Here is a 13227-nt window from a genome sequence, read left to right on the forward strand (position 1 = left end):
GCCGGGACCGCCTCGGCCCGCGCCGAGGCCGCGGCCAGCCAGGCCCAGGCCGCCGCGAGCGCCGCCGCCGAGGCGCGCGGCAGCGTGGCGACCCTCGCCGCCCACCCCGTGCCCGAGGGCTTCCGCAACGGCGCCACGACGATCCGGCTGGGCGGCTACCTCAAGCTGATCGCGGCGTTCAGCCGGTTCGACCGGGGCTCGGTGCCGAGCAACACGCTCGGCCGCGATTTCTACCTGCCGCAGGTCATCCCGACCACGCCGGGCGGGCAGCCCTTCAGCTCGGAGGACTTCACCGCCAAGCAGACCCGACTGTGGCTCAGCTTCGCCTCGGCGGTCGCCGGCCACTCGGTGAAGGGCTATCTCGAGACCGATTTCCAGACCACGCCCAGCCCCTCGGCCAGCGTCGTCGGCGGTGGCTCGCAGCGCACCACCAACGGCTATACCCTGGCGCTGCGGCGCGGGACGCTGACGGTCGACCGCTTCACCTTCGGCCAGGACTGGACCACCTTCCAGTACACCGGGGCCCTGCCGGAAAGCACCGACTATGTCGGCGGGGCCGAGGGCACGGTCTTCGTCCGTGAGCCGTTGATCCGCTATTCCGCCCCGCTGTCGCGCCAGGTGACCCTGCATCTCGGGGTCGAGAACCCGGAAAGCGCGCTGGCCATGGCCGGGACGGCGGCCATCATGGAAAGCGGCACCGACCACTGGCCCGACCTGACCGCCCGGCTGGTCTACACCGGACACCGCGGCGAGCTCTCGCTGGCCGGGCTGGTGCGCCAGGTCCGCGGCGAGAGCACCGGCACCGCGCTGGTCAACAACACTGCCAATACTGGCGCGGTCGGGCGCGGCGTGACCGCCACCGGGCTTGGCGCCAGCCTTGGCGGCAAGCTGTTCCTCAACGCCGCCCAGACCAGCGACCTGCGTTTCATCGCCGCCTATGGCCAGAACATCGGCCGCTATGTCGGGCTCAACTTCGCACCCGACGCGGTCTATGATCCGGCCAGCAACAGCCTGCGGCCGGTGGACGTCTTCGCCGCGCTGGTCTCGGCCCACGTCGCGCTCGCGCCGCAGCTGCGGTTCAACCTGATGGGCAGCTACCAGGCGGTGCACTATGCCCCCGGCCTGACCCGCGCCCAGCTCGGCGGCCTCAACAAGCAGGCCTACAGCGCCGCCGCCAACCTGTTCTATTCGCCGCTGCCGATGATCGATCTGGGTCTCGAGTATCGCCATGGGGCGCGAACCGTGATCAATGCGACAACGCCGGGAGGCACGGCGACCGGCCGGGTCGACCGGGTCGAGTTTGCCGCCAAGTACAGCTTCTAGGGACATAACGAGGAGAGGTTCCATGCCAAGACTGGAGATACCCGACGACGTCTCCGCCCTGCCGCGGCACCACCAGGCCACGCACAGCGAGAAGCTGATCATCACCGCGTCCTCGCTCGGCACGGTGTTCGAATGGTACGACTTCTACCTCTACGGCCTGCTCACCGCGATTATCGCGGCCAAGTTCCTGACGGGGCTGAACCCGACCACCTCGTTCATCATGGCCCTGCTGGTCTTCGCCGCGGGCTTCATCGTCCGGCCCTTCGGCGCGCTGGTGTTCGGCAAGATCGGCGACACCTTCGGGCGGCGCTACACCTTCATCATCACCCTGCTGGTGATGGGCCTCTCCACCTTCCTGGTCGGCTGCCTGCCCACCTACGAGACCGCCGGCGTCGCCGCGCCGATCATGCTGGTGGCGCTGCGCATGTGCCAGGGGCTGGCGCTGGGCGGCGAGTATGGCGGCGCGGCGACCTACGTGGCCGAACATGCCCCGAACGGGAAGCGCGGGTTCTACACCAGCTGGATCCAGATCACCGCCACGGCCGGACTGGCCATGGCGCTGCTGATCGTCATCACCGTGCGCTCGCCGGTGACCGGCGTGGGCGAAGAGGCGTTCAAGGACTGGGGCTGGCGGATTCCCTACCTGATCTCGGGCCTGTTCCTGGCGATCGGGCTGTGGCTGCGGCTGAAGCTGCACGAAAGCCCGGTGTTCCAGAAGATGAAGGCCGAGGGAACCAATTCCAAGGCCCCGCTGACCGAGGCCTTCGGCGAGTGGAAGAACCTCAAGATCGTGCTGATCGCCTTCTTCGGCGCGATCGCCGGGCAGGCCGTGGTCTGGTACACCGGCCAGCTCTATGCGATGTACTTCCTCGAGAAGATGCTCAAGGTCGATGGCCTCACCGCCAACAGCCTGACGATCATCGCCCTGCTGCTCGGGACCCCGTTCTTCCTGGTGTTCGGCGCGCTGTCGGACCGGATCGGGCGCAAGCCGATCATCATGGCCGGCTGCGCGCTGGCCGCGGTCACGCTGTTCCCGGCGTTCCATGCCCTGACCGACGCGGCCAACCCCGCGCTGGCCCAGGCCCTGGCGACGGCTCCGGTCACGGTCACCGCCGATCCGGCCGAATGCTCGTCACAGTTCGACCCGGTGGGCGCCAACAGGTTCGACACGACCAGCTGCGACATCGTCAAGAACGCGCTGGCCAAGGCGGGGATCAACTACGAGAACGTCGCCGCCCCGGCAGGGACCATCGCCGCGATCACGATCGGTGCGACCACCGTGGTGGCGCCGGATCCGGCCAAGGTCACGGGTGACGAGAAGAAGCAGGCCATCGCCGCCTTCACCGCCCGGGTCATCGGCGCGCCGGCGGTCAAGGCCAGGCCGGCCGAGGGCGGCAAGCCCGCGGTCGCGGCCAAGGAGGCCGTCGTGGGTGAGCTCGCCAAGGTCGGCTACCCGACCAAGGCCGATCCGGCGCAGATCAACAGGCCGCTGGTGATCGCGATCCTGTGGTACCTCGTGCTGCTGGTGACCATGGTCTACGGCCCGATCGCGGCCATGCTGGTGGAGCTGTTCCCCAGCCGCATCCGCTACTCGTCGATGTCGCTGCCCTATCATATCGGCAACGGCTGGCTGGGCGGGCTGCTGCCGGCGATCGGCTTCGCCATGGTGGCGGCCAACGGCAACATCTATCACGGCTTCTGGTACCCGGTCATCGTGGCCGCGGCGACGCTGGTGATCGGGCTGGTGTTCCTGCCCGAGACCGCGCGGCGCTCGATCGACGGGTAAATGAGCCAGGGGGCGGTGTGGTTCGGCACCGCCCCCTTCGCCCTCTCTCCTCGCGGAGAGCGGGCTTTTCTGGGCCTGAAATCCGCGCATCTTGCGCTCGATCAAGGCCAGGTGCCGGTCCGTGCTGCAAGTGCGAAGTCATCGATCCAACGGAGACCTGCGATGACCGCTCTCGCCACCCTCACCAAGCTGACCACCCGCACCGGGCTGGTCCTGACCGTCCGTCCCGCGACCACGGCTGACGAGCCGGCGCTGGCCGCCTTCTTCGACGCGGTCAGCGCCGAGGACCGCCGCTTCCGCTTCTTCGCCGCTGCCGCCCATGTCAGCCATGACCAGCTTGAGCCGCTGATCCACGCCGACCACTTCCGCTCCGAGAGCTATCTCGCCTTCGACCAGGCGGATGGCGCACTGGTCGCCTCTGCCCTGCTCGCCTGCGACAACGCGCTGGAGACCGCGGAGGTCGCGGTGTCGGTCCGGGGCGATCGCAAGGGACGCGGGATCGGCTGTGTCCTGCTCGATCACCTCGCCCATGAGGCCGCGCGCCGCGGGGTGCGCCGGGTGATCGCGATCGAGAGCCGCGACAACCACGCCGCGATCGCGGTCGAGCGCGACGAGGGTTTCGTGCCCGAGCCCTTCGACGGGGATCCGACTTTGGTCGTCCTTGCGAAGACCCTGCGCTGAGGCGCAGGGTCTGCCGGAACCGGGCGGCCCCGTGAGCCCGCCCGGCCGGAACAGGAGAGGGCAGATGAGCGAGGCCTATACCCGCGCCTGGCAGGCGAGCATCGCGCAGCCGGAGGCGTTCTGGCTAGGGGCGGCGCAGGCCATCGACTGGAGCAGCCCTCCCGCCGCGGCGTTCGATCCGGCGCGCGGCTGGTTCCCCGGCGGCCGGCTCAACACCGCGTACAATTGCGTCGACCGCCATGTCGCGGCGGGGCGGGGCGATGCCCTCGCGCTGATCTACGACAGCCCGGTCACCGCCACGGTCACCCGCACCACCTATGCCGAGCTGCAGCACGAGGTCGGCCGTGTCGCCGCCATGCTGGCGCATCTGGGGGTGGAGCGGGGCGACCGGGTGGTGCTCTACATGCCAATGATCCCGCCCACGGTCTTCGCCATGCTGGCCTGCGCGCGGCTGGGGGCGGTCCATTCGGTGGTGTTCGGCGGCTTCGCCCCGCTCGAGCTGGCCAAGCGGATCGACGATGCGACGCCCAAGGTCCTGCTCACCGCCTCCTGCGGGATCGAGGGCGCCCGGACGATCGCCTACCAGCCGCTGGTCGACGAGGCGCTGGCCCTGGCCCGCCATGCGGTCGACCATGTCGTGGTCTATCAGCGTGAGCGGCTGGCGGCCGAGCTGAGCGGTCCGCGCGATCACGATTGGCAGTCCCTGCGAGACGCGACGGCTGCCGATCCGGTCCCGCCCGCCGTGGCGGTCGCCGCCGACGATCCGCTCTATATCCTCTATACCTCGGGCACCACCGGCACTCCCAAGGGCGTGGTGCGCGAGCACGGCGGCCATGCGGTGGCGCTCGCCTGGTCGATGGCCAACATCTACGGGATCGGCGCGGGCGACGTGTTCTGGGCCGCCTCGGACGTGGGCTGGGTCGTGGGCCACAGCTATATCGTCTATGCCCCGCTGCTGGTCGGGGCGACCACGGTGCTGTTCGAGGGCAAGCCGGTCGGCACCCCCGATCCGGGCACCTTCTGGCGCACCATCGTCCGCCACGGGGTCAAGACCTTCTTCACCGCCCCCACCGCGATCCGCGCGGTGCGCAAGGAGGATCCCGAGGGCCGCTTCCTGGCCGAGATCGGCACCGGCCCCTGCCAGGCGATCTTCCTGGCGGGCGAGCGCGCCGATCCCGAGACCATCGCCTGGGCCGAAGCCAGGACCGGGCTGCCGGTGATCGACCACTGGTGGCAGACCGAGCTGGGCTGGCCGGGCGTCGCCTCGTGCGCGGCGCTGGGCGATCTGCGCCGCCGCCGCGGCTCGGCGGGATTCCCGGTGCCGGGCTACGAATTCGCGATTCTTGACGAAAGCGGCCACCCGCTCCCGACCGGGCAGAGCGGGGCCGTGGCGATCAAGGCGCCGCTGCCGCCCGGCGCCTTCCGCACCTTGTGGAACAACCCGGCCGGCTTCGCGAAGAACTTCGCCGCCTTCCCCGGCTGGTACGAGACCGGGGACGCCGGGTTCTTCGATGCGGACGGGTTCCTCCACATCATGGGCCGCACCGATGACATCATCAATGTCGCCGGGCACCGCCTGTCGACCGGGCAGATGGAGCAGATCGTCGCGACGGTGGACGGGGTGGCGGAGTGCGCGGTGATCGGCGCGGACGATGCGCTGAAAGGCATGATCCCGATCGCCTTCGTCGTGCCGCGCGCCGGCGCCGGGGGCGATGCCACCCTGCCCGCCCGGGTCATCGCCGCGGTGCGGGGCGAACTGGGCGCGGTGGCGGCGCTCAAGACCGCTTTCGTCGTGCCGCAATTGCCCAAGACCCGCTCGGGCAAGATCCTGCGCAACCTGCTGCGCAAGATCGTCAACGGCGAGGAGGCCCCGACCCCGCCGACGATCGACGATCCGGCCGTGCCTGACCTGCTGCGGGCAGCGGTGCTCGGGGAGAAGGTCTAGCCACTCTGGGGACCGCCAGCGCGTGGCCTTCGACAGGCTCAGGCTGAGCGAGCCACGGGTATGGGACTTCCATGAACCATGCCTAAGCCGTGCCACAGGTTGGCCGCAGCCTGATGTTGCTCAGCACAACACCCGCTCAGCCTGAGCCTGTCGAAGGCCACGCGCGGCCGCTGATCCCGGGCTGGGCCAAGCCCGAGCCCGCGCTCAGTTCTTCTTCGGCACGCTGAACGATCCGCTCACCCGGCCACCGGGGGCGGCGCTGCCCGCCTTGGCCGTGCCCCGCCCGTCGACGCTGGCCAGCCCGCTGTTGAGATCGATCACCAGCCGGCCGCCGTTCAGCGTGTCGGTCCCGCGGTTGAGCGAGACGTTGCCGGCCATGGTGATCACCCGGCGGTTGAAGTCATAGACCGCCACGTCGCCGCGGGCGGTCTGGCCGCCGCGGGTCACGGTGACCCCGCCGGTGGCATCGATCCGCTGGATCTTGACCCCGCCGTTGTCGGTATAGGCCACCGTGGTGCGCGCCGCGCGCAGCTTGAGGTCACCCTGCGTGATGTCGACATTGCCGGCCAGGACCACGCGGTTCGCCTTGTCCTGCAGCACGATGCTGTCCGCCGCATAGTCGACCGGGGCATTGCTGTTGAACCCGCTCAGCGACTGCGCCCCGGCCTCTCCCGCGCCGGTGGCGAGGACTGCGAACAGGGCCAGGCCAAGGCCGATCGACAGGCGATGCAGCCGCGGGGCGGCGCAAGGTAACATGGGCGGACAAGCAGGCATGGGGGGCTTCTAGACCATCGCACGGCAAACAGGGAACGGCTTTTTCCGCAGCCGACGCCCGGTAGGGCGGCTTAGCGGGCGGGGGGCGTGCCCTGCATGCGCAGCCGCGCCCGGCCCCTGAGCGCCACGACCCGCGCGTCAAGGTCGGCCTCGATCCGCTCGGCGCTGAAGGTCCCGCTCGGTACGGCGCCGGCCACGCCGCCGGTGCCGGTGACCTGCTGGCGCTTGAGATCGATCAGCACATTGCTGGTGGTCATGCGGTAGCCGTCGGCAGCGCGGAAATCGATCGGGCCTGCCACATCCATGGTATTGGCGCGGATATCGTAGCGCGCCGAACCGGCCTTGAGCTCGGCCGGGCCGTCGCTCAGCAGGATGCGCGCCGACAGGTCGTTCATCTCCACCTCGGGCAGGCTGTTCGAGCGCTGGACGGCCTGGCCGGCGGTCACCGAGAAGGGCCGCCCGCGCTTGTCCTCGCCGCGGTACATCGCCTGTTCGACCCGCAACCGCTCGGAGGTGAGCGCCACCTTGTTGCGGTCGAGCAGGAAGCTCACCTCGCCGCGCGGGAACAGCGGGGTAATCACCATCACCGCTGCCACCGCGCCGATCCCGGCGGGGAGGAACCGCGCAAGGAATCCCACCAGCCGGTCGTGCGAGCCACCCGGCATGGCGAAGAGCCGGCGGCGGTTGCGGATCAGGTCAGCCTGGTCGGTCATGGGTCTCGGTCCGGGGCGCGCGCGCCCCTACTCGTGGCTGAAGATGTCCTTTTCGGCCCAGCCGGCAAGGTCGAGCCGGGCCCGCATCGGCAGGAAATCGAAGCAGGCCTGGGCCAGTTCAGTGCGCCCCTCGCGGGCCAGCCGCTCGACGAAGATCGCGTGCATGGCGTGGAGATAGCGCACATCCGAAGCGGCATAGTCCTGCTGCGCATCGCTCAGCACCGGGCCGCCCCAGTCGCTCGACTGCTGCTGCTTGGAGATCTCCTTGCCCAGCAGCTCGCGCACCAGCTCCTTCAGCCCGTGGCGGTCGGTGTAGGTGCGCACCAGCTTGCTGGCGATCTTGGTGCAGAACACCGGAGCGGCGGTGACGCCCAGGTAGTGCTCGATCGCGGCCAGGTCGAACCGCGCGAAATGGTAAAGCTTGAGCCGCGCGGGATCGCTCAGCACCGCGCGCAGGTTGGGCGCGGCATAGTCGGAGCCCGGCTTGAAGCGGACGAGGTGCTCGTCCGGCCCGCCGTCCGAGATCTGCACCACGCAGAGCCGGTCGCGCGGGGTGATCAGCCCCATGGTCTCGGTGTCGATGGCGATGGGCCCCGGGGCAAGCACGCCTGCGGGGAGATCTTCTTCGTGGAGATGGACAGCCATGGTCCCGGTGCTTAGGCGCAATGCCGGGCAAGCGAAAGCCCCCGCAAAGCAATGTGAGGCCGCGATGCTGCAGTCGGTTCCCCCCTCCTGGCGCGATGCGCTGGCGCCGGTGCTGTCCACCCCCCAGGCGCGCCAGCTGGGCGGCTTCCTCCAGGCCGAGGAGGCCGCCGGCAAATGCATCTACCCGCCGCGCGGGACCCGGCTCGCCGCACTCGAGCTGACCCCGCTCGACGCGGTCAAGGTGGTGATTCTCGGGCAGGACCCCTACCACGGCCCGGGGCAGGCGCACGGGCTGTGCTTCTCGGTCCAGCCGGGGGTCAAGGTCCCGCCCAGCCTGGTCAACATCTACAAGGAACTGGAAAGCGACCTCGGCCTGCCGCGCCCCGCGCACGGCAATCTGGTAGCCTGGGCGCGGCAGGGGGTGCTGCTGCTGAACAATGCGCTGACGGTCGAGGACGGCCGGGCCGGATCGCATGCCGGCAAGGGCTGGGAGCCGATCACCGACGCCGCGGTCGCCGCGGTCGCGGCCAAGCCCGAGCCCTGCGTGTTCCTGCTGTGGGGTAGCCACGCGAGGAAGAAGGCGCTGGCCGTGCCGGGCCTCGCGCAGAGCCATCACCTGGTCCTGACCGCGCCGCATCCCAGCCCGCTCTCGGCCCATGCCGGCTTTCTCGGCTGCCGCCACTTCAGCCAGGCCAACGCCTTTCTGGAGGCGCAGGGGCGCGGGGCGATCGACTGGCGGGTCTAGAGCCTGTCCTGTTTAGGTGGATACGCCGTGACGGAGCCGATTTTGGCTCAGGGCGAGGAGCGAGGAGGGAGCTATGCCGTGGCATAGTGACCGACGAGGGACGCTGCAATGGGCCAAAATCGGCCCGCCCCAAGGGGTTGGGCGGAGCGGGTCGGTGGCCGCGTTGCGCCGCTTGCAGGGGCAACCAGCCCCTGCGGCGCGCCGCGCCTCCCCACCGACCCGCTCCGCCCAATCCCGGCGCACCCACCTAAACAGGACAGGCTCTAGCCGCGCCGCTACCGGTCGAGCGCGGCGAGCGCGATCTTGATGTAGGTCTGATCGTCGCCGGTTCCGCTCACCGCGATCGCGCCGACGAAGGCGCCCTTGACGAAGATCGGCTCGCCCCCGGCCAGTAGCGTGAGACCGGCCGAAATGAAGGCTGTGGCGAGCGGCAGGTTGGGGGTGCCGCTTTCCAGGAAGGTGCCGGTCGGGATCTGCATCTTGGCCGCGCTCGAGGCCTTGGCCAGCGCCGCTTGCAGGCTGCCGAGATCGGCGCCGTCCATGCGCTTGAGCGCGATCAGGTTGGCGCCGCGGTCCACCACCGCGATGGTCACGGCGTTGCGGGTCCGTTCGGCCTCGGCGGTCACGGCATCGACCATCCGCTGGGCCCCGGCCGCGCTCAGCGTCGGGACCAGCAGGGTTGTGCTTTTGGCCTGATCGACCGGCGGCCGGTTGAACACCGGGGGCGGACCGCCGCTGGCCGGGGCCTGGGCGGCCAGCGGCGCGGCCAGCGCGGCCACAACCGCCACCATCGCCTGCCTGATCCACATGCTCGTCTTCATCGCCGCGTCTCCTGGCTCGTTTGCCCCAGCCTAGCCCCGCGTCCCGAGCAAGGGAAGTCGCGCCCGCCGGGCGTCCTCAGTTGCCTGCACTGCGGCCGGGCAGGGCGTGGTGATAGAAATGGGTATCCACCGCCATGCGGGGAAACTGCGCCGGGAGCGTTTCCGCGGCGATCGGCGCGAACCCGTGTTTCGCGTAGAAGCGGTGCGCGGCGTGAAGGCGCTCGATCGTGCCGAGATAGATGTCGGTGAGGCCATGGGCGCGGGCGTGGCCAAGCAGGGTTGCCAGCAGCGCGGCGGCGGTACCGGCCGCGCGCCCGCGCGCCGCAGGGGCGACGAACATCTTGCGCAGCGCCGCCTGGCCGCCGCCGAAGTCCTTGAGCGCAATCGTGCCGACCACCAGGCCGCCCGCCTCCGCCACCCAGAACCCGCCACCCCCGCGCTGGTAGAAGTCCGGGATATTGGCCAGGTCGGGCTGGTCCTCCGCGGTGATCGCAATGCCGAACTCGCCGCGTTGGATGCCGACGATCAACGCGACCACGGCCGCGTGATCCGCCGGGTGGAACGGGCGGATCACGCCAACCGCCGCACCGCTTCCTCGCGCCCGATCAGCGGCAGCAGCGCGGCCATGTCGGGGCCGTGCTCGCGCCCGGTCAGGGCGAGACGCAGCGGCAGGAACAGCGCCTTGCCCTTGCGTCCGGTGCGCGCCTTGAGCGTGCCCGTCAGATCCTTCCAGACTTCGGCCGACCAGTCGAGCCCGGCCAGGACCGCCGCCGCCTCGGCCAGATAGGCGCGGTCCTCGTCGCCCAGGTCCGCTGGCGCCACGGGGCCGGTCACCACCTGCCACCAGTCCGCCGCCTCGCCGATATGCGCCAGGTTCGGGCGGATCGCCGCCCAGCCGGCCTCGTCCATCCCCGCGGGCAACAGGTGCGCCACCCGCGCGAAGGGCAGCTGGTGGACGATCTGGGCATTGAGCCGGTGCAGCTCGGCCTCGTCGAAGCGCGCGGGCGCGCGGCCGAAGGTGGCCAGATCGAACCCGGCCGCCAGCGCCGCGCGGTCAGCCACCGGCTCGACTGGTTGCGAGGTGCCGAGCCGGGCAAGCAGGGCCAGCAGCGCCTCGGGCTCGATCCCCGCCGCGCGCAGCTCCGCCACCCCCAGCGAGCCGAGCCGCTTGGACAGTTTGCCCTCGCTGCCCACCAGCAGCGCCTCATGCGCGAAGGCCGGCGGCACGGCGCCGAGCGCGGTGAACATCTGGACCTGCACCGCGGTGTTGCTGACATGGTCCTCGCCGCGCAGCACCTGGGTGACTCCCATGGCGATATCGTCGATCACCGAAGGCAGCATGTAGAGCCACGAGCCATCGGCGCGGCGCACCACCGGGTCGGAGAGCTGCGCCGGATCGAACCGCTGCGGCCCGCGGATGCCGTCGTCCCAGGTGATCGTCTCGGCATGGTCGAGCTTGAAGCGCCAGTGCGGCGCCTCGCCGGCCGCCGCCCTGGCGGCATGGTCGGCCTCGCTCAGCTCCAGCGCGGCGCGGTCGTAGACCGGCGGCAGCCCGCGCCCCAGCCGGACCTTGCGCTTCAGCTCCAGCTCCTGGGCGGTTTCGTAGCAGCGATAGACCCGCCCGGCCGCGACCAGCCGCTCGAACTCGCGTTCGTAGAGGGCGAACCGGGCTGACTGGCGTTCCTCGCCGTCGGGTACCAGCCCCAGCCAGGCCAGGTCGGCGCGGATCGCGGTGACATGGTCCTCGCGGCTGCGCTCGGCATCGGTATCGTCGATCCGCAGCAGGAACCGCCCGCCGCCGCGCTTGGCGAGCAGCCAGTTGTGCAGGGCCGTGCGGATGTTGCCGACATGCAGCAGCCCGGTGGGCGAGGGCGCGAAACGGGTGACGGTGGTCATGCTCCGCGCCCTACCGCGCCGGGGGGCGGATGGCCAGCGTCGGGCATAGTGGTCCGCGCCGCGGCTCGATCACCCGTTCGACCGGGCGATCACCGCGCGGCGATGGCTTCGCGCTCCGAGCGACCTATGCGCGAACCCCTAAGCGCTCCGGAAGGAATGGGTGATCGGATAGCGCCGGTCGCGGCCGAAGTTGCGGCTGCCGAGCTTCACCCCCGGGGGGGCCTGGCGGCGCTTGTACTCGGCCAGGTTGAGCAACCGTTCGATCCGCGCGACGGTCTCGCGGGCGAAGCCTTCGCTCACCAGCTGGGCCACGCTCTTCTCGTGCTCGACCAGGCCGAGCAGGATCGCGTCGAGCTCGTCGTAGGGCGGCAGCGAATCCGAATCCTTCTGGTTCTCGCGCAGCTCGGCGGTCGGCGGCTTGGTGATGATGGTCTCGGGCATCACCGGGCCGTCCGGCCCCAGCCCGATCTTCGGGCGGTGGGCGTTGCGCCAGCGCGAGATGGCAAAAACCGTGGTCTTGTAGGCGTCCTTCAGCGGATTGTAGCCACCCGCCATGTCGCCATAGATCGTGGCATAGCCGACGCTCATCTCGCTCTTGTTGCCGGTGGTCAGCAGCATCGGCCCGAACTTGTTGGACAGGCCCATCAGCGTCACCCCGCGGATGCGGCTCTGCAGGTTCTCCTCGGCCAGATCGGGCGCGCGCCCGGCGAAGGTCGGGGCGAGCATGCCGGTGAAGGCCTCGACCGCCGGTCCGATCGGGATCGTGTCATGGCGGCAACCGATCAGCCGGGCGCATACGGTCGCGTCATCCAGGCTTTCCCGGCTGGTGAAGCGGCTGGGCAGCATGACCGTCCAGACCCGTTCCGGCCCCAGCGCGTCGGCCGCGATCGCCGCGCAGATCGCGCTGTCGATCCCGCCTGACAGGCCCAGCACCACGCCGGGGAAGCGGTTGCGGTCAACATAGTCGCGCAGCGCCAGCACCATCGCGCAGTAGATGTCTTCGGGGTGATCGGCCAGCTTGGCCACCTCGCCGCGGTCGCAGCGCCAGCCCTGCGCGGTGCGGGTCCAGCGGGTCTCGACCACCTGCTCCTCCCAGTCGGCCAGCTGCACCGCCAGGCTGCCATCCCCGTTGATCACGAACGAGGCGCCGTCGAACACCAGCTCGTCCTGCCCGCCGACGCGGTTGAGGTAGGCCAGCGGCAGCTTGGTATCGACCGCGCGCAGCTTGGCCACGCCATCGATGCGCAGCGTGTCCTTGTCGATCTCGTAGGGGCTGCCGTTGGGCACGATCAGCAGCTCGGCGCCGAAATCGGCCAGGTGGCGGCACACGTCGGGCTGCCAGATGTCCTCGCAGATCGGCACCCCGATCATCACCCCGCGGAACACGATCGGCTCGGGCAGGGGGCCCGGCTGGAACAGGCGCACCTCGTCGAAGGTGCCGTAATTGGGCAGCTCGTGCTTGAAGCGCACCGCGGCGATCTTGCCCTGGTCAAGCAGGGCCACGCCGTTGTGCAGCGCCCCGTCGCGGACGAAGACCGAGCCGACCAGCATGGCCGGGCCGCCGTCGGCCGTCGCCTCGGCCAGCGTCTGCAATTCGGCCGCGGCGCGCTCGATCAGCGCGGGCTTGAGGATCAGGTCCTCGGGCGGATAGCCGATCAGGTGCAGCTCGGGAAAGACGATCAGGTCGGTCCCCCGCGCCCGTTCACGCGCGGCGAGCATGGCGGCGGCGTTGCCGGCGAGATCGCCGACCACCTGGTTGAGCTGGGCAAGCGTGATGCTGAGGGTATCGACCATGCGCCTTCCTTAGGAAGGCAATGGGCAGGGGGCAATCGGCTTGCTGGGGCAGGGGTGGCGGAAGACACTGGCCAGGCACAGCGGCAGGGCCGTCGGGGCCTCCC

At 70.3% G+C, this 13227-nt stretch carries 12 protein-coding genes; 5 read left to right on the forward strand and 7 right to left on the reverse strand.

Annotated elements, in window-relative coordinates; translation table 11 throughout:
* The 4 genes from H7F53_RS13725 to H7F53_RS13740 form a co-directional block, all read left to right on the forward strand.
* Nucleotides 1-1323 (forward strand): hypothetical protein (locus H7F53_RS13725; protein WP_185680073.1); only part of this gene is annotated, 1323 nt, incomplete at its 5' end.
* Nucleotides 1324-1345: 22 nt separating this feature from the next.
* On the forward strand, nt 1346-3109 hold the full coding sequence (locus H7F53_RS13730; RefSeq protein WP_185680074.1) for an MFS transporter: 1764 nt from the start codon (nt 1346-1348) through the stop codon (nt 3107-3109).
* A 162-nt stretch (nt 3110-3271) separates the two neighbouring features.
* Nucleotides 3272-3790, forward strand: coding sequence for a GNAT family N-acetyltransferase (locus H7F53_RS13735; protein WP_185680075.1), 519 nt, complete (start codon nt 3272-3274; stop codon nt 3788-3790).
* Nucleotides 3791-3854: 64 nt separating this feature from the next.
* Nucleotides 3855-5735, forward strand: coding sequence for an AMP-binding protein (locus H7F53_RS13740; protein ID WP_185680076.1), 1881 nt, complete (start codon nt 3855-3857; stop codon nt 5733-5735).
* A 204-nt stretch (nt 5736-5939) separates the two neighbouring features.
* Here H7F53_RS13740 and H7F53_RS13745 read toward each other — a convergent pair whose 3' ends face one another.
* The 3 genes from H7F53_RS13745 to H7F53_RS13755 all read right to left on the reverse strand — a co-directional run bounded on the left by H7F53_RS13745 (nt 5940) and on the right by H7F53_RS13755 (nt 7867).
* Nucleotides 5940-6491, reverse strand: a complete 552-nt coding sequence (locus tag H7F53_RS13745; protein WP_185680077.1) for an LptA/OstA family protein — start codon at nt 6489-6491, stop codon at nt 5940-5942.
* An 89-nt stretch (nt 6492-6580) separates the two neighbouring features.
* Nucleotides 6581-7222 carry an LPS export ABC transporter periplasmic protein LptC gene (locus tag H7F53_RS13750; RefSeq protein ID WP_185680078.1) on the reverse strand — a complete coding sequence of 214 codons (642 nt, stop codon included), beginning with the start codon at nt 7220-7222 and terminating at the stop codon, nt 6581-6583.
* 27 nt (nt 7223-7249) lie between these two features.
* Nucleotides 7250-7867, reverse strand: coding sequence for a ribonuclease D (locus H7F53_RS13755; protein WP_185680079.1), 618 nt, complete (start codon nt 7865-7867; stop codon nt 7250-7252).
* Nucleotides 7868-7931: 64 nt separating this feature from the next.
* On the opposite strand from H7F53_RS13755, the gene ung reads away from it, so the two are divergent.
* Complete coding sequence (ung, locus tag H7F53_RS13760) at nt 7932-8612, forward strand: uracil-DNA glycosylase (RefSeq protein WP_185680080.1); 681 nt, start codon at nt 7932-7934, stop codon at nt 8610-8612.
* 275 nt (nt 8613-8887) lie between these two features.
* On the opposite strand, the gene H7F53_RS13765 is transcribed toward ung, so the two are convergent.
* The 4 genes from H7F53_RS13765 to H7F53_RS13780 form a co-directional block, all read right to left on the reverse strand.
* Nucleotides 8888-9433 (reverse strand): GlcG/HbpS family heme-binding protein, encoded by a 546-nt coding sequence (locus tag H7F53_RS13765; protein WP_185680081.1) that lies wholly within the window; start codon nt 9431-9433, stop codon nt 8888-8890.
* Nucleotides 9434-9509: 76 nt separating this feature from the next.
* Nucleotides 9510-10007: a GNAT family N-acetyltransferase gene (locus H7F53_RS13770; RefSeq protein WP_185680082.1), complete on the reverse strand. Its 498-nt coding sequence runs from the start codon at nt 10005-10007 to the stop codon at nt 9510-9512.
* Nucleotides 10004-11329 carry a glutamate--tRNA ligase gene (gene gltX, locus H7F53_RS13775; protein WP_185680083.1) on the reverse strand — a complete coding sequence of 442 codons (1326 nt, stop codon included), beginning with the start codon at nt 11327-11329 and terminating at the stop codon, nt 10004-10006. The genes H7F53_RS13770 and gltX overlap by 4 nt, the downstream gene beginning before the upstream one ends.
* A gap of 138 nt (nt 11330-11467) precedes the next feature.
* Complete coding sequence (locus H7F53_RS13780; protein ID WP_185680084.1) at nt 11468-13123, reverse strand: NAD+ synthase; 1656 nt, start codon at nt 13121-13123, stop codon at nt 11468-11470.
* Nucleotides 13124-13227: the final 104 nt, after the last annotated feature.

The organism is Novosphingobium piscinae (genome assembly GCF_014230355.1).
Lineage (GTDB): Bacteria > Pseudomonadota > Alphaproteobacteria > Sphingomonadales > Sphingomonadaceae > Novosphingobium > Novosphingobium piscinae.